Origin of the sequence: Streptococcus salivarius, from assembly GCF_000785515.1 — a bacterium.
Classification (GTDB): Bacteria; Bacillota; Bacilli; order Lactobacillales; family Streptococcaceae; genus Streptococcus; species Streptococcus salivarius.
In genome coordinates, this window is record NZ_CP009913.1 from 138,847 (window position 1) to 160,960 (window position 22,114).

A 22,114-nucleotide genomic window follows, 5' to 3' on the forward strand; every position below is an offset into this window, starting at 1 on the left:
AGAAAAAGAGTTAAGCTAATTGCTTCACTCTTGAGTAATAGTGGGTAAATAGTTTCCGTTTAAACTGTCGGCTATAGAACTGAATATCACCGCTAGGGTAGTTGTTTCTGCGAGCTTCTTGGACTAAATGATTGAGGTCAAGAAGAGCTTGTGTATAGAGTTTTGCTTGTAGTTTAGGCGAGTAGCCAAACATGGCATAGGTGAATTCATAGTTATCATAGAGACGTTTACATTGTAATGCGAAAAAAAGTTTGTCATAGGGTTTCTCCTTTATTGTAAGCATAAAAAAGCTACTAAGATATAAGAAAGACTTAGTAGCTTGAGAGTAAGTCTATCTAAAAGATAGACAGCAGTAAAGAAAAGTTGTTTGGTTGGAAAGATCCCTCTTTCCACGGTGGCAACGTTTAGCAAGGTGCATTGCATGAATTACCATCGCTTTCCCGGCCAATCTCTTTAGGTAGTCCTTGTCATACCCTAGGGATTCTCTTACGCAATCTTGCGCAACCAGTTCACTTTACTATTCGGCAAAAGTGCTAATGGTCCGAAATGCGTGGAAGCCCACAAATACTTGTTTTAATCTTCACTTCAACCATTAACGGACTTGACTTTACTTATCAAAACAATTACAATAAAGGTACGAAGTTTAGTGTAGTTTGATAGTCAGTCCTCTGGTTGTCAGACGCACTTTTTATTTAATTGTCAATGATCTCACTCTGATAGTGATTATTATTTTTTTAAAAATATCGCTATCAGCTATATATATATAATATCGCTGTAGGCGATATTTGTCAAGGGTTATTTGAAAAAAAGTAAAAAATATTTTTTGAGGTTTAAAATGGAATTTTCGGAACGCTTAAAAGAGCTAAGAAAACAAGCTCATCTGACACAAGTTGAACTAGCCGGTAAATTGGGAATAGTCCAATCTTCTTATGCAGACTGGGAGAGAGGAAGGAAAAAACCAACACAAGATAATTTAGTTAAGATAGCTCAGGTTTTGAATGTATCTGTTGATTATTTAGTTGGAAATTCAGAGAAGAAAGCAGATGAGTTAGATAATATTGAATTGCTTTTTCGTATGAATTCAAAGGGATTGACTGAAGAAGAAAAAAAAAGTTTTTAGAAAAGAGTTGATAGAGTTTATGGAAGAACGGAAGAAAGCGTTTAATAAAGGGAATTAGGAAGCATATGATTAAAAGATATAGTAAATTGAACGAGTTGGTAAGAAGACTAAAAAAGGATGAAAAGAAGTCTGGAGAAAAATATTATTACAGAGGTCAAATCCATTGTTGGCCCATCCAGTCATCAGTTTCTCGTGTTAATAATAGTCCCGAAGAAATCGAAAAAACAGAATTCTTTGTGAAGAAACTTAGAGAAAATAGAACCTTAAATTTACAAAATGATGATGAATACTTGAATAAATGTCTTGCTATAGCTCAACATTACGGATACAAAACAGACTTCATAGACTTTACGACTAGTATTGAGGTGGCAGCCTATTTTGCAACGGATGGAATAGGAATGCATCCAGAATATAAATATGGTTATTTATGGAGAATTTCGGGAAAGGAAATAGAATCTATAAAGTCTGTCATTAAAAAAAGCTGTCAGACTGCTTGAACAAACTAATAGCTTAACAAATTTTCAAAAAGAGAATCTTGAAAGATTAAAGACTGCTGATTATAATCCTTTCTTTGATTTCTCTATTCCTGAACTATCAAGAATGAACAATCAAAAAGGGATATTTCTTTGGGATTTTTTAAATATAGTTACATTCTATTACTTTAAGGATAGAGAAGCAGACTTTGAATTTAGACATGATGGACAGGTATACTCAAGTAATACAATAAATACAGAGATTATTTATCCTAAACCTAATGTACTAGAATCAGAAATAGAACGGTTCAAATCAATTGAAGCAATGAAAGAATTTAAAACGTCAGATATTTTCAAAGAAGCTAATAAATTAGTCTTGAGACCACGAAATTCTCTTACTTCTTGCTACTTAAGAGATAATAAATGGCCTTGTGATTTCGGTAAAACTTCGGGATTATTTGAGCGCTCGATTAAGGAAAATATAGTAAAAAAAAGTAAATATAGAAAATGATGAAAATAATTTAGTAAATATTATAAGAAACAATCGTAATAATATAGAAAATGGAACAAAAATATCAGTTGATATTGGAAATTCGAATTTAAACAGTATTATTAATGAAACAATTGATACATTGGTTTACTTTCCGTACACTGAATCAGAGATAAAAGAAGTAGTCAAAAATATTGTTGAGTTTAATAAAATTAATGATAGTAATGTATCAGAATTGCTTTATATAGGAATGAAAGACTCTATGGGGGTAGAAAGCTATGGATATGTTCCGTTTAATATCATAGAAGAAATTATGGAAAAGAAAAGGAAAGAAATTAAAGAGAGTAATGATAAAAATCTTTCCAGTGAACTACAGCAAATGATAGATAAAAAGTACACTTGGAAATTATTTTTAGATTTAAGTCGTTACCCTAAAAAAGTATTTGAGTTTTCAGAGATAAAAAATATCTTTATTCAATATATATTACCTTATCAATTTTTATATAGATCCAAAGAGTATAGAATTTATGTTCCGACTTTCTTAGAGATTTTTGGTCCAGAGTGAATATAAATTATTGTGGACAAGCGTCCACTTTTTTTTATATACTAAACTCAACCTAAAAGGTTTAGTTAGTTTGTAGGTTGTACTTAAAGGAGGTACCATTCTTTGGATGAATTGTATACAAGAGTAAGCAGTGCAACAAAACAGGAGTTATATCAGTATATGAAGGATGACGATATTTCATTATTAGGTTATAATTTCACTTATTTTTTTCAATATTGCATTGAAGAGAATCAAATCCAAGTGATTAGCCACCACTTTTCTAATCACAAGATAGAAGGCTTGACAGTAGTTGATGAATTGGGAATCAGTTTTTCTTATGAGATAGATAATCCAAAGGTAAAACAGAATTTTACCTTATGTCATGAGTTAGGACATTTTATTCTTAAACATGATGGAAATTATTTTGCAGAATCAATTGATAATCAAGAGAACTTGCTAGAGCGAGAAGCGAATATTTTTTCCGCTGTAGTGCTAATGCCTGATATTGTTCTTCTATCAAAAATCTACTATAACTACGAGACTTTTCAACGAGTACAAAATAGTCTCGAAGTTTCAAAACAGGCTTTGTTTTTTCGTCTTTTGGACTTTCTACGGGAATATTATCCTGACAAAGATAGTGAAGTCAAACAAGCAGTTGAGGCCTATATTGAAGGGAAAAACGCTTCTATTTTTCGTTTGTTTCATGATATTAGAGAAAAAATTATAGAGGAGTTCCATCAGTTTCAACCTTCCCTTATTAATCAGGTTAAGCAGAGAGTGAGTAAAGTAGGTTTTACAACGAGTCTAGAATACCCAGATCTCTTGATTCAAGATAACTGGAAAGCAATAAAAGCAAGCAGTATCAATTTAAAAACGTGGCTTGTTTATAACAAAGGAAAGTCTATTGCCTATGTCTGGGATAAAGAAAAATTCTCAGATGAAGAGGCAAGAAAAAAGGCAGAATTACAGTTACTATTAATGTGAGGTGAAATATGTATCAACCAGAAAAACTAAAAGCTCGTAGAAAAGAGCTAAAAATGACTCAAAAAGATATAGCGGATCAATTAGGAATCAGCTATCAAGCCTATTCTGCATGGGAACGAGGCGTAAAAGCACCATCCAAAGATAAAGTAAATCAGCTAGAACAAATACTCAGAGTACCAAAAGGCTATTTTACAGAAATTGAGATTGTTCGTCTGTATAATACATTGTCGAATAGAGGTAAAAATCAAGTAGTAGAATATGCACGTGACTTGGTACAAAAAGAGACAACTCAAAAAGTGATATCAGTTTCAGAAAATCTCTATGAGTACCATGTTTACGAAAAAATGTCTGCTGGTATTGGTGCATCAGTTTATGATGATAGGGATTATGATATTGTCTACTTTGATGAAGAATTAGCTCATGATTTTGCCTCTTGGGTATCTGGGGATTCCATGGAACCCAAATATCATAATGGTTCAGTAGCTCTTATCCGTGAGACAGGTTTTGATTATGATGGGGCAGTCTATGCTGTAGTATGTAATAACCAAACCTATATTAAACGAGTTTACCGTGAAGAAAATGGTTTGCGATTAGTTTCTATTAATCCAAAGTACAGGGCTATCTTTCTCCCATATGATGAAGACCCACGAGTAGTAGGAATCATTGTTGGGAATTTCATACCATTGAAAGAAAGGAGAAGCAAGCGATAAACTACTAAAACAGATATTTTAGATAAAAGTACTCTCAAGTATATCAAGGTATTTGATGGAAAATAGTTTGGGTTCCATAGTCAAACTAAGGAAATTGTCTTTTTTTGAACTAAAGTTTAGTGTAAAAAGTGTATACTAAACCAACACCGTATCTGGTGATTTTTTTGCTAAGGCGTTACAATAATATGGCATAAACGATTTTACCGATTTTGGGTAGAAGTATAATCGTAAAGTTTGTTATGCGTTATGAGGTAATACATTGTTCTAATGAGACGATGTATAGAGGCAATCGTGTGTGGTTTGGTTGAAGTCACTTGCGATTGTCTTTTCCATTTTAGTTTTACCTTAATTCGCTTGTTGTAATAATCAATATGGTCTACAATAGTTTGTTTCAATTGGTTAATTGACTTAAACATCTTCTCATAACCATAAAACATTGCCGATTTCAAAATACCAAAGAAGGATTCCATTATACCCTTTTATGTACTAATCCCTTTACGTGACATGTATAATTGGCTCTTTTTATCCCTTGAACATATAATTTAAGTACCTTGAATATACAATATAAGTGCACAATAAAAACTCATAAGATTTTCTAGTAAAATAGAATTGAACGAACTAATTAAATTACTTTTAGAAGAATGTCGAAAGGAAATTCTGTTACCAAATCTCGGACAATTTCCATTTTTCTTTTTGTTCTTTGGAGCACTCTCAACTTTTTTAGAACAGCATTCTCCGCTCTCAAGTACTCATTTTCTGCTTGAAGACGTTCTAATTCTGTCATCTTTTTTCGTTTTTTTCTTTGGTTTACATCCTATTTTAGGTGGTTTCCTTCTTATTTTTTCGACAATAGTATACTCGTTTTTCTTATATTGTATTATCCAATTTGGAAGTCATCTACTATTAGGATAGCATAATCTAGAGATACACTTCTTTGTGAACGACCTTCAAGCAGAAGTTTATCAATGATTTTTTATTTTAATTCAGGAGAATAGTAATGATTCCTTCCTTTTTGACGGCCCTTATTCCATAACGGTCAATTAATCTCACCATGTACTTTAGATCAGAAACATCTACTCCAAAATGATTCGAAAATCGCTTAAAGCTTTCCCCTTCCTTTCTAAGTTTATAGATCTGACAGTTGTCCTTATAAGTCAATTTCATAAAAAAAAACACCCCAAAAGTTAGACAGAAAAAAATCTAATTTTTGGGGTTCAGTTCAATGATAGAGAAAGAGATTAATTTATTTTCACAAACAAAACATAGTTCAAGTAATCTCCAAACTCTTATTTATCCATTTTTATGCGAGGCCTTTTCACCTATTAAATTGGTGCTATTACTAAAAAAAGCAACGAAATTCTAATTCTGAACTAATTCTGAACTTAATATAATATATTAAGTATGTTCGATAGAACAAATAAATTATTAAGGAGGTACTCAAATGAGTACAAAAGATTTTAACTTGGACTTGGTAGAAGTCTCAAAAAGCAATACCGGGGCTTCAGCTCGTATTACTAGCTATTCACTTTGTACACCAGGATGCATTACTGGTGTACTTATGGGATGTCACATCCAAAGTATTGGATGTAATGTTCATGTCCATGTCAGTAAATAGCGTAATAATAATTTAGAAAATATTATAGTCTTATTAAGAGAGTTTCACCACTGAAATATTAAAGGTAAATATAAGATGTCCGTTAGCCACATAATTCATTATTGTGTGAAAATAATGAATTATGACAAACGACAAAATCTTAATCTACGAGCCTTATATACTATAAGAACAAACAAATTATTAAGGAGGTGCTCAAATGAGTACAAAAGATTTTAACTTGGATTTGGTAGAAGTCTCAAAAAGCAATACCGGGGCTTCAGCTCGTATTACTAGCTATTCACTTTGTACACCAGGATGCATTACTGGTGTACTTATGGGATGTCACATCCAAAGTATTGGATGTAATGTTCATGTCCATGTCAGTAAATAGCGTAATAATAGTTTAGAAAACATTCTAGTCTTATTAAGAGAGTTTCATCGCTGAAGTATTAAAGGTAAACATAAGTCCTCATTGTGTATAAATAATAGAAGATCAAGAAATAAGGAATTCTGTATATTATCTTACAAATATTTATTAATATAAAGTTACTACACACGCACTATGGTAACAGATTAGTACTTAATTAGCAAGTATTCTGTACTATACTGATAAATTATTAAGGAGGTGCTTAAATGGCTACAAAAGATTTTAATTTAGACTTGGTAGAAGTCTCAAAAAGCAATAATGGAGCTTCAACTCGAATTACTAGTCATTCATTTTGCTCACAAGCTTGTAAGACTTATAAGATTTTAGGATGTAATTTACTAACACACGGATGTAGGTTTCCTAGGTAGGAAGACGCTGAAATATTTTGTTGGATAGTGCATTTTTACACTATCCTATTTTTATAAGTTACTGGAAATAGGTATTTAATAATTTATAAAAGTAATAAAGGAGTCATTATTTTGATTAATTCATTTGAAGCTAGAGATTTTTTAGTTAGAAATACATATTGTTCATATAAAAATGAAGAATTTATATCGTACCAACAATTAGTTGAAAACTGTTTATTAGATCAGGTGTTCTTAGAACAGTTAGCCTTAGCTAATCCTAAGCTATTCGAGACGTTAAAAAGATATAGTTTTGGCAATCTAAAAAAGAAGAGAGAAAAAAGTTTATTTTCGTCTATTTTTAAGTACTATAAGAGGAGTTTTCAACGCTCAACGCCATTTGGTTTATTCAGTGAAACTTCAATTGGAAAATTTGCTGAAGAAGGACAAAGTAGCTTATCCTCTAATACTATTAAATGTGTTTCACTTGACAGTCAGTGGCTAATAGAACTTGTCTATAAATTAGAGAATGAATTTTATGAGTCACTTTCATTTAGTATTAATGGTTCGAACTTTGAATCAGGTGATCGTATTTTTCAACTTTATACAGTGAATAACACAGATTTAGAAGAAATTAATATCAAATTAACTAATGTTTATAAAATTATTGAAGAAGCTTGTAGAGATAAGTTCTGTAGTTATTCAGTTATCTTAGATAAAATTTTAAAAGAGTATGGACTTGAGTATCGCAGTTTGGCAGAACAGTATATTTTGGGTCTAATTAAGAACCATTATTTATTATCTAATTTACAGAAAGACTTAGTTTCGAGATTTAATCAAGAGAATTTTATAAGAATACTTCAGAATATTGACTATGAGGATAAATATACTTCTTCTTTCAAACAAATAGTAAGTTTAATTAATGAGTATAAAACCCTTAAAATCGGAAAAGGAACAAACTTGTTGTTGGACATTTATCAAAAAATGTCTAGTCTAGTTGAAAATGAAAATTATCTTCAAGTTGATTTGTTAAGTGATTCTAAGGTTAAACTAAACGTTCAACATAAGAAGGAACTTGAACGTTTTGCTAACTTTATAGGAAATACACAAAAGTCAGTTAGACGCAGCTATTTGGATGATTATAGAGATAAGTTTATCGAGAAATATGGAGTTGATCAAGAGGTTCCGTTATTAGAATTATTAGATCCTACGTTTGGAATCGGTGCTCCGTATGGTTATGTCCATCCAAAAAGCAATTTCTACGAGAATGAACCGCTTACAGAGTTTTATAGTACTCAGGAGCAAAGTAAATATCTGAGTGAATATATCCATTCAATTAGAGAAAATGTAGATATAGACTTAGAAAAATTTGAGGATTATTATCAACTAGAAGAGAATAATAAGTTTAATTTGCAAGGTTTGGAATTATTTTTTAATATTGTCGAAAATAATGGAAAACCAGCTTTCTCATTAAGTAATATTGTTGGTGGAAGTGATATTGGTAGTGCATCAGGACGTTTTTCAATTTTATCAGATGAACTTAGGAAATATCAAAAATCATTATTAGATTTTATTGAAGAAGAGGATTCAACTAAGAAAATTACGTCCTGTGAGATTGAATTTATTCCTGAAAATTTAAGACATCGGAATATCATGAGAACAATGAATGTAAGAGATAAAACTCTTTCTTTATTTACTAATAATAGTAAGAAACAAATTCATTTGAAAGATATTTATATTGGTATAAATAATGAAGAAAAATTTTACGCCAAAGATATAATAAATAATGATATTGTAAAGTTTCATGTTACGAATATGTATAATAAAATGTTATTTTGTAATGAAATTCGTTTTTTGTATGAAATTTCTTTAGATATTGATTCTATCAATTTACCATGGGAATTAATATATAGCAATTTCGATTATGTACCTAGAATTATGTTTGGTGATATTATAGTTGCTCCTGCTAGATGGAAAATTTGTGAAGGAGATATCGAGAAACTTTCTGATATTAATACCTTTTTCATAAATAAGCGAATCCCTCAGAAATTTTATCTTATCAATGGAGATAATAGGATTTTACTTTCACGTAAAGACAAATTAGACGTTGAATTTATTAAAAATGAGCTAATAAAAAAATTAAAAAAAGATAGTATCGTAGAATTACAAGAATATATTCAGGATTTTGGAATTTTTACAAAGGAAGTGACTGACAGAGTAGCTGACGTAGTAATTCCGTTTGTTAATAATGTGAAAAAAGATATTGGTATAACTGCACATGCTAAGAGAATAGATATAGAATCACGAGAAAAATTACCTTTTGATGAATGGTTATATTTGAAATTATATATTGGAGATAATAGGCAAAATGAGTTTATTAAAGAATATCTACCTAATATTCAAGAGGTAGTTGATAGCTATCAAGGAGAATTGTTTTATCTTAGGTATGCTGATCCCAATTCACATATTCGACTACGCATGAAGTGTGATAATTTATTTGATTTGTATAAACAAATTTTAAATATTATCTCTGAAGGAAGAAAGAATCGTTTGATTTCGAGTGTAGATATTTCTACATATGATCGTGAGATTGAGAGATATGGTGGCGAGGATCTGCTGTTGGAAGCCGAAAAAATTTTTTGTACTGATTCAAGATTGATGCCACGATTATTGAAGATTTGTGAAACAAATGAAATGGGGTTTAACTTAGACAGTCTGTCCATTGTAAGTGTTTATTTGTATCTTGTATTCTTCTTTGATAATGACCTTCATGAGATTATTTCTTTCTTAGAGACAGTGAGTCCTAAGAGAAATGATAAAAATAAAGATATAAATAGTGATGTTAAGGAGTATCAGAAAATTATTGAAGCTAATTGTAATGAAAAATTCTTTCTATGCTTAAAAAATCCAATAAAAAGCTTAAACAATAAAATGTTACTAAATAAACTTACAAAGCAACAACATTATTCGATAATTGATAGTATTATTCATGTTCATAATAATCGTTTAATTGGGATTGATAGAGAAAAAGAAAAATATATTTATTTTGTTCTTCGACGCATATTCATTAGTAAAACACATATTAAGTAGGAGTATATAATGGACAAAATCGAGAGCCTGACTGCAAAACAGTTTATTAGGACTATACTTACTATTCCAAATACATTGAAATTGATTTTCAATATTGAAAAAAGATATGCGATTTATTTAATTATTTTAAATGTTTTGACAGCGATGTCTTCATTGGTTAGTCTTATTATTTTTCAAGAATTGATTAATTCTATTTATTTATCATCAAGTTATTTAATTTTTGTAGTAATTATTTATTTTATTTTGCAAATACTTATCTCATTGTTGGGTCAAGTTGAGAGTTATATTGATGGGAAATTTAATTTCAATCTGTCCTATAGTATTGATAGAAAATTAATGGAAACGATTAACTCCCTTGAGTTAAGTGAACTTGAGCAGTCTGATATGTATAACATTATTGAGAAAATAACTCAAGAAAGCACCTATAAACCATATCAATTATTTAATGCAATCTTACAGGTGCTATCATCAGTAGTTACGATGATATCTAGCTTGATATTCATTGCAACATGGAATATCAGTATGGCTATGTTATTAGGAGTTATTCCTATTATTTCTTTAGTAATGTTTTTGAGGATTGGTCAATTAGAATTTTTGGTTCAATGGGAGAGAGCTAATGAAGAACGGGAGACATGGTACATAAGATATCTACTTACTCATGATTTTTCATTTAAAGAGATTAAGATAAATGATTTAAGTAGTTATTTTATTGAGAAATTTTCAAAATTTAAACAAAGCTTTATCAAGCAGGATCTTAAGATTGCTAGAAAAAAAGCATATTTTAATATAATCTTAGGTATCATATTAAATACAATTAATTTATTTATTGCTTTATCAATTATTATTTATGTAAGAGCAGGAAAACTTCTTATAGGTAATTTTGTTAGTTTAATACAGGTTGTTGCACGAGTGAATAGTTCCTCACAGTCATTAATTCAAAATATCTATATAGTGTATAATACAAGTTTATTTATCGAGCAATTATTTGAATTTATGGAGACTAATAATGTAAAGAAAGAGAACAAACAAGCTAATATTACGCATCTAAATAAGTTAGATGAAATTAATATTCATCAACTTAACTACAGATACCCAAATACAGAAGATTATGCTTTAAAAGACATCAATTTATCCTTTACAAGGGGTGAATTAGTAGCTATTGTTGGTGGAAATGGCTCAGGTAAGAGTACACTGGTTAAATTAATTTCAGGATTATATACACCATCAAGTGGTGTAATAGAATATGATGGTATGTCCGGAAAATTTTTGGATGATACATTCTATAAAGAGAATATATCAGTGCTTTTTCAAGATTATGTTAAGTATGAGTTATCATTAAGAGAGAATATAGGACTGAGTGATACTAATTCGATGAGAAAGGACCACGAAATTATTCAATTATTAGAAAAATTGGGACTAGATTTTCTTAAAGTTAATGGTAGCTATGATCTTGATTTACAATTAGGTACATGGTTTAGAAATGGTAGACAACTGTCAGGAGGGCAGTGGCAAAAAATTGCTCTAGCAAGAACTTTCTTTAAAAAATCATCCATCTATATTTTAGATGAACCAAGTTCGGCCCTTGATTCAATATCTCAAAAAGAAATTTTTGATCATTTCATTGAGTTGTCAAAAAATGATATCTCTATTTTTGTATCACATGATTTAGAAGCAGCTAAAATAGCAGATAGAATTATTGTTATGAGAAAAGGAAAAGTTGAGGACATTGGAACACACAGTGAATTATTTTCACGATGTAAGTATTATAAAGAACTATATAAATCACAGCAGTATGAGGAAATAAATGAATACGGAATTAAAACAACAGGCTATAGAGAAGATTATTGAAAAGTGGGATCGTAAACTTATCGAAAATAGAAATGAAATGGACTTCACGGAGCTAACATTTTCAAGTGGTATACCAGGAGTTGTTCTCTTACTAGCGGAGTATGGTCTCCGAGAGGGGTTTCCAAATTATAGCAATAAAATAGAAACTTACATCGAGTATATGGTTTATAAATTATCCAGATATGGTATGTTGACTGGTTCAATTTATTCCGGAGCTAGCGGAATAGCATTAAGTATTCTTCATTTACAAGAGCAACCTAATTATCATAATCTTTTTAATAGTCTTAATGACTATATAGTATATTATGTTGAGGAGCAAATTAAATCTATTGATATTGATGAAATCTCACCTCTAGATTATGATATTATTGAGGGATTGGCAGGAATACTGAACTATTTACTTCTCCTAAACGATTCTCACTATGATGAGCAGAAAGTAAAGATTGTAAATTACTTATCAAACTTAGCTAATATGGAAGATAAGCTATTAAAATTTTATATCAAATCAAATAATCAAATGTCTGAATTGGAGAATAATGTATATCCAACGGGATGCCTTAACTTAGGACTAGCTCACGGCCTTTCTGGTGTTGGTTGCGTTTTATGCTATGCGTATAGGAAGGGATTTGGGAATAATCAGACTTTAATAGCAATTAAGAATATTCTCAATATATATGAAGATTTTGAATTGACGGATTGGCAACCGTTTATTTGGAAAGATTCTTTAACTAAGGAAGAGATTACTACTAATAAGATTATCCATCAGGCAAACTTTATAAGAGATGCGTGGTGTTATGGTAGTCCAGGTATAAGCTTATTTTACTTATATAGTGGATTAATTTTAAATGATACCTACTTAAAAGACAAGGCGGAAAAAATATTAAAGGCATCTATGGATAGATTATATGGTGTAGACACAAATATGCTTTGTCATGGTTATACTGGAATAATTCAAATCTGTTCATTATTTAAAAAAATTCTTGGAACGAATTCTTTTAATAACTATATTGAAGAGTTTATTGGGAAAGAGGATGAAGTAATAAAGAGTTTTGGAGACGATGAATTAGAGTTTCTTGAAGGACTGAGTGGATGTTTACTTGCTTTTAATGAACTTGAAGATTCGACAAAATTGTCATATTGGAAACAACCATTACTACTTTTTGAAGATTTTAGCTAGAAAGGAATATAAATGGGACGACGAACAAGCATTATAGTGTCTATTTTACTTGTATTGTTGACAGGATGTGGACTAAATAATACGGAGAAAATAGAGTTTTCTAAAACAGATTTTAGACATATAACGTTTAATCACAAAGATTATTCAATCACTGATAATGAAATTTCTAAAGATAATATAAGGAATGTTTTGGTAAAAGACTATAAAGTGATTTGGATTAACTCTCATACAGGAAAAATTCTCTCAAAAGTATCAAATAACAGTTGTACACTGGCAATAATGAATATATTTCAAACAAGTGATAAACTACTGTGTATTGGTATTGATGATAAGTATTTTCAAATTGCTCCGAAAGATCAAACATCTAATCTGTTAAATATATCTAGATTCAGTAGCAAAAACACAAATATTGAATTGGACAGTGGAGACGATATTTTAATCGATGATAATAATTGTAGGAGAATATTCTACCGAGGAGAAGCTTATTACATAACAAGTGAAGAAGTATCGAGTGATAAGGTAGGAGTTTATATTGACAATTTGGCAGAGGTAAGACTCTTTGATGCTGAGACTGGAAAGAAAATTTCGAATGAGGAGCGTTATGCAATTTATAATAAGGGAGAAGCTAAAGATCGAGTGAATTGGTTTTATGGAGAAGTATATTCCATAAAGAATTCAAAAGATGATGAGTCCCTTGTGGTTAAGATTAATAATGTTTACAGGCGTGCAATGAAGGAAGAGTAGGATGAAAAGAATCATAGTTTTATTGTTTTTGGTAACTTGTATTGGGACAGTAGGAGTAAGCTATGCAGATACCGAAGATGAACCAGGTGGTCCGATAGTTTCTACAAAAGTATTTACAGATGGAGAATTACAAAACAAGAGGGAAAACTCTTCAGAAAATAAGAATATCAATTCAGATTCAAATCGATTAAATGATACTAGTAATCAAACTGGCTTAAGGGATGACTTGTCAACTGATAGTGATAATGCTGATAGTACACTGATAAATGAAGAGAGTCATAGTTTTTGGAATTATCAGTGGGACATGCAGTATGTTACCGATAATGGTAAAAGCTATGAACAATACACTCCTTCTAAGGATATTTCTGTTGGAGTAATCGATTCAGGTATTACTTTGGATCATCCGGATTTAACTAATAGTTTAGGTAGCCATTTAGAAAATTTTGTTCCCCAAAATGGTTTTGATGGTGAAGAACAAGAAGAAACAGGGGTGCTAAATTATGTCAATGATAAATTGGGACATGGTACCGAAGTTGTAGGGCAGATAACAGCGAATGGACGAGTTTTGGGAGTCTCCCCAGGTATCATTGTAAATATTTATCGTGTCTTTGGAGATTCACTTGCTGATCCTAAATGGATTAATAGGGCAATAAGAAAAGCAGCTGATGATGGTAATAAAGTTATTTCACTTAGTATGGGACAATATTTATTAATTTCAGGTTCTTATGATGATGGAACGAATGATTTGGAGACTTATGTTATATATAAAGATGCCATTGATTATGCAAGTGAGAAAGGATCCATTGTAGTTGCTTCTCTAGGGAATGAGGGTTTAAATGAACAAGATAATTCACAAATGTTGCATTATCTTAGCAGTTTTCATCATGTAAAAGAAGCAGGGATAGTAGTGGATGCGCCTTGCATATTCGACCAGGTTGTTGCGGTCGGAGGACTCGATATGTATGGGAATATTTCAGACTTTAGTAACTTCACTGATAAAGCAATCTATGCTCCTGCGGGTTCAACAATTAATCTTAAAAAGTATGGTCCTATAGAATTTTTAAATAAAGGTTTCTATTTAAAAGATTGGATTTTTACAACTAGTTCTACAGGGTGGTATCAGTATGTGTATGGAAATTCTTTTGCTGCTCCGAAAGTTGCTTCAGCTATAGCATTAATAGCAGATAAGTATCATATTACGTCACCAGAACAATTGAAACAATTTCTTTTTAAAAACTCACCGACTATTAACGGAAATAAGGTACTAAAATTAACTGATCTTTTGAATGTGGGAAATGCAGATATGTTTCTCTATATGAGTATAGAAAATAGTATATCAAACTTTAATATATATTCTAAGTCGAGTATTGATCATTCAAAGATAACACTTCAATTAAAGGATGTCCCGAAACAACTTTCTTATATTATTACCGATACTAGTATTGATCATCTGAATAATAAAATGTTGCCTCCGATGGGTGAGAAGGTAGGCTCTGATATATTGCTAATTGGTTTTTTGATGATTGATTTGTCTGCATTATTAATTTGTAATAATTTAATTATAAAGTATAATAGTGATAAGGAGGTAGAAAGTGCATAAAATTCTTATTGTAGATGATGATATTGATATTTTAAAAATGATGGAATCAGCTCTTCGATTAAAAAACTATAAGGTGGAGACGCGATCAGAAATTAATGTTCCAGTACGAACTCAAGAATTTCAAGGATTTGATGTTATATTATTAGATATTATGATGTCGAACATTGAAGGGACAGATATCTGTAAATGTATCAGAGATTCTATTTCAACTCCAATAATTTTTGTTAGTGCTAAAAATGATGAAAGAGATATTTTAACTGGATTCGACGTAGGTGGTGATGACTACATTACTAAACCCTTTAGTTTAAAACAGCTAGTTGCCAAAGTAGAAGCAAATATTAAGCGTGAGGAGCGTCGTAGGGGGATACACCAAACCTTTACTGATGTTAGACGTGACTTTGGACCTTTAACCTTCTATCTCGAAGAGAATCGTGTTTGCATTGATGGTAAAACGATTCCCTTTACTAGTAGGGAATACGATATTTTGGAACTTTTATCAAGCCATCCTAGAAAAGTATTTACAATTGATGATATTTATACACGTGTTTATGATGAGGATGCGGATGCACTTCTTCGTTCTATTTCGGAATATATTTATCAAATAAGAAAAAAACTATCATGTTATGGTGTAGAACCTATAAAAACCGTTAGAGGTAAGGGGTACCAGTGGAATGTTTAAACGATACTCTATACGCCAACGTATTTGGCAATTTATTGTTGAAATCATAACTGGTTCTCTTCTTGTGATTACTCTTACCATGGGTATGGGAGTATTGTTGAAACAAACGGGACAACTGACCTTACCATCTTCTTCGAGTTTCTCGGTTGATTTGGGTGATGTCTCTATATCAGCAATTAACCAAAAAAATGAGGCACATTCCTTATGACTATGTAATCTTTGATAAAAAATCAGGTAATATTTTGGGTGGAACCTATCAAAAAAGTGATTTACTAGCATATAAACTTGCAAATAACAATAGTGGAGATGTTGAAAAAAAGGGGGTTACTTATACCTATGCAAGTAACGAGGCAGTATCTATAGTTGTAAGACATAGCACTCTTCCAGAATTTACCAATGCTAGACTACGCCATATTAGTTATAACAAGTTTTCCTATGTAACTGTAATTGTTGGAATTTTCTTAATAATTGTTGTTTCGGTATATCGTTTAGCTAGGGAATATCAGGCTAATTTTAAAGAAATTCAAAAACTAGCATTAAATATGGGAAAATCAACTCTAGATTTTAACAACCATTTAAAAATATTAGAATTTAACGATATTTTGAACAATCTAACAGAAAAAAATAACGAATTAGTATATTTAATAAATAAAGAGAGACATGAAAAAGAAGATTTATCATTTCAAGTAGGAGCGCTTTCACATGATGTAAGAACACCCTTGACTGTTCTGAAGGGTAATATAGAGCTTTTGGAAACGACGATTATTTCTAAGGAACAAAGTGAGTTTTTAGAAGCTATGAAGCGTTCATTGTTACGATTTGATAATTATTTTTCTCAAATGATGGATTATACTAAATTATTAAATGAAGATGATCATAAGGAGTATATTTCGTTAGAATTATTTTTATCAGATACATGCTTATTATTAAAGGAGTTTGCTAATACGTATGGTGTTTCCTATCATGAAGATATTCAAGTCCATAACTTAGATATTTATATCAATAGTCATGCTTTGTCAAGAGCGATAACTAATATTTTTGTAAATGCATGCCAATATGCTAGAAAAGGTAGTAAACAGGTTTATTTAAACGTATATTTGAAACAAGATAGGTTATGCTTTTCAATATGGAATAATGGGGAACCATTTTCTGAAGGTGCAAAAGAAAATGCGAGTAAGCTATTTTATACAGAGGATTCTGGAAGGACTGGTAAACATTATGGGATAGGCTTAGCTTTTGCTAAAGAAGTAGCTTTCAGACATGATGGAATTTTAGAGTTGAGAAATCCCCCAGGGGGTGGAGCAGAAGTGATTTTACAAATTAAAGTATGATACGAGAAAGGTTGAAGCAAATGATAAACTACCCAAAAGAGATATTTTAGATAAAAGTGCTCTCAAGTATCTGCTGACTCCAAAAAAATTAGACAAATAATTTAAGTGGCTCTTTTCTACCATTTGTCAAGTCTATCATGAAATATGACAGTAGCTTTTCTGAAGTCGCTGTCTTATTTTTAACACTTATTTAGCTATAAAAGGGCATGCAAAATAACACCTCATCTAGGTATTTTTAAACAAGGTGTTACAGTAATACAGCATAGACAACTATATCGATTATGGGCGGAAGAGTAATCGTAAAGTTTGTTATGCGTAATGAGGTAATAGTAATGAGGTAATACATTGTCCGAATGAGACGATGTATAGAGACAATCGCATGTGGCTTGGTTGAAGCTATTGTGGCTCTCTGTCAACTGTAGTGGGTAACGAAAAGCTAACATCTAGAGAAGACCGGATAGGGAGCCCACTGAAAAAGTAATCTCTACAGTTTAAATAAAATAAAAAGGAGTAATCTACCTAAATATGAGATAGATTTCTCCTTTTGTTTACTTATTTTGAATTTATTAAAGTTATAATCCTCTTCATATTGACCCCGAATATAGTTGTTGTCGCTTGTAACACCATATTGAAAAGACCTGATGCTCTAGCCATATCAAGACTATGTTTGTGTTTAAGTTCCGCATTTTGAAGGGCAGATTTGACAATACTTAATATCAAAACAGTGGGTTTCCTGAGAATTATATTTCCCCGTTGTTCTTCCTATCTTAGCTTTCTTTAGTATCTGGACAAACAAAGAGACCTGCATCCTTGTTATAGAAGAATTCATCTTCTTTCCGACGAAAGCCTCTTGAAACAGCAGGATGTAGCTTAGCGACTAAATGCACACATTCTTTTTTGGTAAATTGAATATTATCTTTCCCAGAATAGGCCTTATCCCCTAGAATAGCTTCTTTGCTTACACCATTATCCTTAGATTTATGATAGAGTTCTTCTAAGACAGGACTATCACTTTTTTCACTGGATGTCACGACACAGGCTGTGATCACACGTTCATCTGTCATGGCGAGATGCTCTTTATAGCCATAAAAGGAACTATTCGCAGATTTATGGTCAAGACGATCTTCTTCTTTAACAGAGGATACCAAGTGTTCTAAATCATCCTCCATAGCTTCTTTAAGGTAATTTAATTTTTGCGAAACCGCAAGTAAAGTTATCAATTCTTTATGTTTTTCTAGGACTGATACCAACTCTTGTATATATCTTAATTCATCTTCAAAATTATCTTCTTGAGGCTTGCTAGGAAACTTCTTTGATATCTTCTGAGCATTGGTAAATTGTTTTACGCAAGACTTTTGAGTGTTCACGGAGAACCTCTTGGGGTTTCTTATGATTGTAGTGAGCTTTAGTATGGTCGCATCCATAATGAGAATTTTACTTTTAATCAAGCTATGCTCAAGAGCGCTTTGTACAGATTTAGTGATGAGTAAATCAAGTAATCGTTCATCTTTGATTCGAAGTTTGCGAAATTTAGTCAATGAAGAGGGTTCAATAATGCTATCCTCTAGAGATAGACCAAGGAAGTATTTAAAAGCCATATTAGAAAAGGACTCCACATCGGATAACTTATAGATGTCTTTTAATAAGAGATATTTGAACATCATAATCGACGAATAAGTTTTACGTCCAAAGTCAGGACGAAAATTCTTTTCTAACTCATCGTAAATAAAGCTAAAATCACAGATTTCCGTTAGCTGACGCAAAAAATGATTCTTTGGAACAACAATATCATATAGACTGGAATAGGGACTAACTTCTAAAGTTAACTGATTATCAAGTATACAATCACCTCGAGTTTAGTATAACAAAAAAGCCATCGATTGATGACTTTTTCAGTGGGCTCCCGGCTAGGTCTTCTCTTTTTTTATGTTCAGAGTCATGAATACACGCTTCTTAAAGCTGATGAAGTTTCTAAAACCGAAGCCCAGGCGTTTGATGTCTTTGATCAACTTATTAGTTGCTTCGAGTTTCGCGTTTGAATAGTCTGTTTCTAGTGCATCTTTGATGTATTATTTGTATTTAAAGTTTACAAAATAGATAAATAATAGCGTGATTCCTACAAGCCAATAAGGAAGAGTGTTGAGTGGAGTCCACTCTGTAGTGAGAACACTGTTAATAGGAAAAGTAATAGGAAGCCAATGAATAGTTAAGAAGACTTTATTACTAGCGAAAATAATAAAAATGATTTCAACCATAGAAATAACGATGTTACTCGTACTATTTAGACAAACTTGTATAAAATAATGAAAATGATTAAGAAAGACAATTAGCATCCAACTTGATATCATTAGCAGGAGACCATTAATCCAATTCTTAAGGAGGAGGTTTATGATTAACCACCCAAATAAAGAAGGCAGGGTAAGGACTAAGTCTGTTATTAAAAGTTTGACTAGCCACAGGAGTCTTTTCTTAGGGTAACTAGAGATTTCTTGATAATGATTAGCGAGTTTTTCTTGTTCAATTCCTAAAATGGATAAGAAAGCTGTCAATAGAGGATAACATAAAAAGGATAAGATAGCTAGATTAGTTAGAGAAATGCCATTAGGGACGAATCTTACATAGAGGGGAATTGAAAGAGTTTGTAGTATAGAAAAACTGATAATAAGATAGAGACATGTAGTATTCTTTAATTTAAGTAACTCACTCCGTAGCATTTGACTCCCTCCTTTTTAGGACATATGATAAAAGTAATGTCATTATCATTGATAAAATAATAATAAGTGACACTTGCAAAATGCTGGTTTGGTTTTGATTTGTAATAACGTCGCCCGATGGTTTAAGGTTTAATAAAAATTGAGCTATTTTATAGTGATAGGTATAGGGCAAGACGAACCAGAGTGGACTTTGAGCAATAAATGGTGCTATTAAAAGACAAACCAGTGTATTAAGCGCTAATAGAATGAAATGACTCATGTATTTAGACATCAGATACAGAAAAGGAATATTCCATAAAGTTGTCATCCAAATTAAGATTAATGAAGTAGATGTTTTAGTAATGTTTATTGGGATAATATCTGTGTAAATAAAAGCAACGAGATACAGGAAAGCTAGTAAGAATAAACTAGAAATCAATGTTCTCATTCCGATAAGCACCATTTTCATCAAGGTAATTTTCCAAGTGAAATGCTTGTTAGTAATATTTTGAAAATACCCTGCCTGATCTTCCAAACGTCTATCAACTATGAATAAAAGACCATTTACGAGATATAAAAAGATAGCTTCCCACCAATAGACTGAAAAAGGAACAAAAATCTGTAGTCCTCCCATTAAAAAGGCTATTAGGACAGTTAAAAACGGTATGATAATTAAGAATCTATTGGATCCTAAATGTCGTAATTTGAGCAATTCTGAGTAGAATATCTTTTGCATATCAGTACCCCCTATGAACGATTTTAAAGAATAAACTTTCCAGACTATCTACATTCTTATTCTTACCGTCATATTGTATCTTTCCTTGATGTAGAATTAGAATGTGATCGGCAATTTTGCTGATTTCTAAAAGTTGATGGCTAGAAATCAGAATTGTCATCCCTGTTACTTTTAATGAACGAATAAGGTTTAACAGTTCGTTTATACCATCAGGATCAAGTCCATTAGTAGGCTCATCGAGAATTAAAAATTGGGGATCAGTTAAAATAGCCATGCCAATTCCTAGTCTCTGCTTCATCCCTAATGAAAATTTACCCGCTTGTTTTTTCCCGGTGTTAGAAAGACCAATTATTTCTAAGGTTTCAAAAATTTTTGAATCAGGAATGTCATATAATAGCGCTTTCGTTTTTAAATTGTCATAGGCTGAAAGGTTATGATAAATAGCAGGTGTTTCAATTAATGCGCCTAATGATTGTTTGTTTTTTGATAATCCATCAAATTGAATCTCTCCATCACTTTTTGGAACCAAACCAAAGAGAATTTTCATCAGAGTTGACTTACCAGCACCATTAACCCCTAATAGACCACAAATTGTACCCGATTCAATGGTAAAAGTGACATTGTCCAATATAGTTTTATCTTTATAGGATTTTGAAAGTTGATTGATATTTATTTGCATGTGAATGCCTCCTATCAGTTATTGTTACATTCATTATAAGATCTGATTTTCAGAGTTATGTCAGAAATAACTGTTTAAATGGAAGAATTGACTGCATCTTCATAGCTAGATTGACTATTTAGTGAATTATTAAGGAACTTATATTGAATTACTCAAAAGTTAGCAGTATTTATAAAATTTCTATGGTACTAACTTGGTAGCATAAATTTTTCCAATATTATAGGATCAATTCAATATTACAGGTAGAAATATTGTATCAGTCTTGAAAAATACTGTGTTAGGTCATTACAGTACCAAAATAAAGCACATTAATCTTTTTATTGAAGATGGGGAGTTTAAATGGATTATCTATTAAAAATCGTTTTACAATCTTTGACATGAGCTACGATTATGTATTTGGAAAGTTATATTTAGAAATTGAATAATACTGGTTGAATATTTCTGGTGAAGATGCCCAGAGCGTGAATATGTGATAACATATATTTTTACTAAATTTGTATCTTTAGTTAGAATGTTAAATTAACAGAATAGATATTAGTGACTACTGTTCATATTGAGAAAATTTCAGAGAAACTCTACTTTTGATATGGTTTGAAATTAATTTTTGAATTGGAACTATTATAAAGTGGTAGAGATACTAAACTATGTAAACAAATATTTGTTGGAATTTCCCTCATCTAGTAATACCTATTAAAATTTTTTGAATTAAAGAAGTAGTATAAAACGGTTAGATGTTAATATATGGCTATTCTAAAACTATATGAAATTTAACCCTGTCAAACCAGGCTTGAAGAAAGCTCGTAAAGCATCACAATTCTCAAAACGTTAATCAATACGATACTATCAACGTT

The 22,114-nt window shown here is 31.2% G+C and carries 18 protein-coding genes and 5 pseudogenes; 16 read left to right on the forward strand and 7 right to left on the reverse strand.

The genetic code is table 11. From position 1 onward, the window contains the following. Nucleotides 1–10: 10 nt before the first annotated feature. Nucleotides 11–283: a hypothetical protein gene (locus tag SSAL8618_RS00775; RefSeq protein ID WP_257001908.1), complete on the reverse strand. Its 273-nt coding sequence runs from the start codon at nucleotides 281–283 to the stop codon at nucleotides 11–13. 552 nt (nucleotides 284–835) lie between these two features. Here SSAL8618_RS00775 and SSAL8618_RS00780 point away from each other — a divergent pair. The 6 genes and pseudogenes from SSAL8618_RS00780 (at nucleotide 836) to SSAL8618_RS00795 (ending at nucleotide 4,321) form a co-directional block, all read left to right on the forward strand. Continuing rightward, nucleotides 836–1,178 (forward strand): annotated as a pseudogene (locus SSAL8618_RS00780) (helix-turn-helix domain-containing protein). 7 nt (nucleotides 1,179–1,185) lie between these two features. Continuing rightward, complete coding sequence (locus SSAL8618_RS10745; protein WP_257001909.1) at nucleotides 1,186–1,617, forward strand: FRG domain-containing protein; 432 nt, start codon at nucleotides 1,186–1,188, stop codon at nucleotides 1,615–1,617. A gap of 103 nt (nucleotides 1,618–1,720) precedes the next feature. Further along, nucleotides 1,721–2,104 (forward strand): hypothetical protein, encoded by a 384-nt coding sequence (locus SSAL8618_RS10750; protein ID WP_257001910.1) that lies wholly within the window; start codon nucleotides 1,721–1,723, stop codon nucleotides 2,102–2,104. A gap of 121 nt (nucleotides 2,105–2,225) precedes the next feature. After that, nucleotides 2,226–2,648 (forward strand): hypothetical protein, encoded by a 423-nt coding sequence (locus tag SSAL8618_RS10755; protein WP_257001911.1) that lies wholly within the window; start codon nucleotides 2,226–2,228, stop codon nucleotides 2,646–2,648. Between the two features lie 102 nt (nucleotides 2,649–2,750). After that, a complete protein-coding gene (locus tag SSAL8618_RS00790; protein WP_038675120.1) occupies nucleotides 2,751–3,611 on the forward strand; it encodes an ImmA/IrrE family metallo-endopeptidase in 861 nt (286 codons plus the stop codon). Nucleotides 3,612–3,619: 8 nt separating this feature from the next. After that, a complete protein-coding gene (locus SSAL8618_RS00795) occupies nucleotides 3,620–4,321 on the forward strand; it encodes a helix-turn-helix domain-containing protein (RefSeq protein ID WP_038675122.1) in 702 nt (233 codons plus the stop codon). 200 nt (nucleotides 4,322–4,521) lie between these two features. Here the strand turns inward: SSAL8618_RS00795 and SSAL8618_RS10950 are convergent. Both SSAL8618_RS10950 and SSAL8618_RS10955 read right to left on the reverse strand, forming a co-directional pair. Then, a pseudogene (locus SSAL8618_RS10950) lies at nucleotides 4,522–4,773 on the reverse strand (IS3 family transposase); the annotation flags it as partial. Nucleotides 4,774–4,946: 173 nt separating this feature from the next. Further along, nucleotides 4,947–5,485: pseudogene (locus SSAL8618_RS10955) on the reverse strand (transposase); the annotation flags it as partial. A gap of 277 nt (nucleotides 5,486–5,762) precedes the next feature. Between SSAL8618_RS10955 and SSAL8618_RS00810 the strand changes: the two are divergent. The 10 genes from SSAL8618_RS00810 (at nucleotide 5,763) to SSAL8618_RS00850 (ending at nucleotide 17,155) form a co-directional block, all read left to right on the forward strand. Beyond that, nucleotides 5,763–5,936: a gallidermin/nisin family lantibiotic gene (locus SSAL8618_RS00810; protein ID WP_038675129.1), complete on the forward strand. Its 174-nt coding sequence runs from the start codon at nucleotides 5,763–5,765 to the stop codon at nucleotides 5,934–5,936. 196 nt (nucleotides 5,937–6,132) lie between these two features. Beyond that, nucleotides 6,133–6,306: a gallidermin/nisin family lantibiotic gene (locus SSAL8618_RS00815; RefSeq protein ID WP_038675129.1), complete on the forward strand. Its 174-nt coding sequence runs from the start codon at nucleotides 6,133–6,135 to the stop codon at nucleotides 6,304–6,306. 242 nt (nucleotides 6,307–6,548) lie between these two features. Then, nucleotides 6,549–6,710, forward strand: a complete 162-nt coding sequence (locus SSAL8618_RS10260; RefSeq protein WP_072903626.1) for a gallidermin/nisin family lantibiotic — start codon at nucleotides 6,549–6,551, stop codon at nucleotides 6,708–6,710. 111 nt (nucleotides 6,711–6,821) lie between these two features. After that, nucleotides 6,822–9,776 carry a lantibiotic dehydratase gene (locus SSAL8618_RS00820; RefSeq protein WP_230955165.1) on the forward strand — a complete coding sequence of 985 codons (2,955 nt, stop codon included), beginning with the start codon at nucleotides 6,822–6,824 and terminating at the stop codon, nucleotides 9,774–9,776. A gap of 9 nt (nucleotides 9,777–9,785) precedes the next feature. Beyond that, the gene (locus tag SSAL8618_RS00825; RefSeq protein ID WP_052124389.1) at nucleotides 9,786–11,624 is read left to right on the forward strand and encodes an ABC transporter ATP-binding protein; all 1,839 of its coding nucleotides are present in this window, start codon (nucleotides 9,786–9,788) and stop codon (nucleotides 11,622–11,624) included. After that, nucleotides 11,581–12,801 carry a lanthionine synthetase C family protein gene (locus SSAL8618_RS00830; RefSeq protein WP_038675133.1) on the forward strand — a complete coding sequence of 407 codons (1,221 nt, stop codon included), beginning with the start codon at nucleotides 11,581–11,583 and terminating at the stop codon, nucleotides 12,799–12,801. The genes SSAL8618_RS00825 and SSAL8618_RS00830 overlap by 44 nt, the downstream gene beginning before the upstream one ends. Before the next feature lie 12 nt (nucleotides 12,802–12,813). Further along, the gene (locus SSAL8618_RS00835) at nucleotides 12,814–13,545 is read left to right on the forward strand and encodes a NisI/SpaI family lantibiotic immunity lipoprotein (RefSeq protein WP_038675135.1); all 732 of its coding nucleotides are present in this window, start codon (nucleotides 12,814–12,816) and stop codon (nucleotides 13,543–13,545) included. Nucleotide 13,546: 1 nt separating this feature from the next. Beyond that, entirely contained in the window at nucleotides 13,547–15,145 is a 1,599-nt protein-coding gene (locus tag SSAL8618_RS00840) for a S8 family peptidase (protein ID WP_052124390.1), read from the forward strand. Further along, on the forward strand, nucleotides 15,138–15,824 hold the full coding sequence (locus SSAL8618_RS00845; RefSeq protein WP_038675137.1) for a response regulator transcription factor: 687 nt from the start codon (nucleotides 15,138–15,140) through the stop codon (nucleotides 15,822–15,824). Before SSAL8618_RS00840 ends, SSAL8618_RS00845 begins: the two co-directional genes overlap by 8 nt. A gap of 158 nt (nucleotides 15,825–15,982) precedes the next feature. Then, nucleotides 15,983–17,155, forward strand: coding sequence for a sensor histidine kinase (locus SSAL8618_RS00850; protein ID WP_257001912.1), 1,173 nt, complete (start codon nucleotides 15,983–15,985; stop codon nucleotides 17,153–17,155). A gap of 552 nt (nucleotides 17,156–17,707) precedes the next feature. On the opposite strand, the pseudogene SSAL8618_RS00855 reads toward SSAL8618_RS00850, so the two are convergent. From SSAL8618_RS00855 to SSAL8618_RS00870, 4 genes and pseudogenes are all read right to left on the reverse strand, one after another. Next, a pseudogene (locus SSAL8618_RS00855) lies at nucleotides 17,708–18,996 on the reverse strand (transposase). Nucleotides 18,997–19,062: 66 nt separating this feature from the next. Further along, nucleotides 19,063–19,221, reverse strand: a pseudogene (locus SSAL8618_RS10525) (transposase); the annotation flags it as partial. A gap of 634 nt (nucleotides 19,222–19,855) precedes the next feature. Continuing rightward, nucleotides 19,856–20,584 (reverse strand): lantibiotic immunity ABC transporter MutE/EpiE family permease subunit, encoded by a 729-nt coding sequence (locus SSAL8618_RS00865; protein WP_038675141.1) that lies wholly within the window; start codon nucleotides 20,582–20,584, stop codon nucleotides 19,856–19,858. Nucleotide 20,585: 1 nt separating this feature from the next. Continuing rightward, a complete protein-coding gene (locus SSAL8618_RS00870; RefSeq protein ID WP_038675143.1) occupies nucleotides 20,586–21,263 on the reverse strand; it encodes an ATP-binding cassette domain-containing protein in 678 nt (225 codons plus the stop codon). Nucleotides 21,264–22,114 lie beyond the last annotated feature (851 nt).

Coding starts and splice junctions, on each gene's coding strand:
- SSAL8618_RS10750 (WP_257001910.1), top strand. CDS start 1,721: ATGAACAATCAAAAAGGGATATTTCTTTGGGATTTTTTAAATATAGTT.
- SSAL8618_RS00850 (WP_257001912.1), top strand. CDS start 15,983: ATGTCTCTATATCAGCAATTAACCAAAAAAATGAGGCACATTCCTTAT.
- SSAL8618_RS10745 (WP_257001909.1), top strand. CDS start 1,186: ATGATTAAAAGATATAGTAAATTGAACGAGTTGGTAAGAAGACTAAAA.
- SSAL8618_RS00815 (WP_038675129.1), top strand. CDS start 6,133: ATGAGTACAAAAGATTTTAACTTGGATTTGGTAGAAGTCTCAAAAAGC.
- SSAL8618_RS00870 (WP_038675143.1), bottom strand. CDS start 21,263: ATGCAAATAAATATCAATCAACTTTCAAAATCCTATAAAGATAAAACT.
- SSAL8618_RS00825 (WP_052124389.1), top strand. CDS start 9,786: ATGGACAAAATCGAGAGCCTGACTGCAAAACAGTTTATTAGGACTATA.
- SSAL8618_RS00830 (WP_038675133.1), top strand. CDS start 11,581: ATGAATACGGAATTAAAACAACAGGCTATAGAGAAGATTATTGAAAAG.
- SSAL8618_RS00840 (WP_052124390.1), top strand. CDS start 13,547: ATGAAAAGAATCATAGTTTTATTGTTTTTGGTAACTTGTATTGGGACA.
- SSAL8618_RS00810 (WP_038675129.1), top strand. CDS start 5,763: ATGAGTACAAAAGATTTTAACTTGGACTTGGTAGAAGTCTCAAAAAGC.
- SSAL8618_RS00835 (WP_038675135.1), top strand. CDS start 12,814: ATGGGACGACGAACAAGCATTATAGTGTCTATTTTACTTGTATTGTTG.
- SSAL8618_RS00865 (WP_038675141.1), bottom strand. CDS start 20,584: ATGCAAAAGATATTCTACTCAGAATTGCTCAAATTACGACATTTAGGA.
- SSAL8618_RS00775 (WP_257001908.1), bottom strand. CDS start 283: ATGCTTACAATAAAGGAGAAACCCTATGACAAACTTTTTTTCGCATTA.
- SSAL8618_RS00795 (WP_038675122.1), top strand. CDS start 3,620: ATGTATCAACCAGAAAAACTAAAAGCTCGTAGAAAAGAGCTAAAAATG.
- SSAL8618_RS10260 (WP_072903626.1), top strand. CDS start 6,549: ATGGCTACAAAAGATTTTAATTTAGACTTGGTAGAAGTCTCAAAAAGC.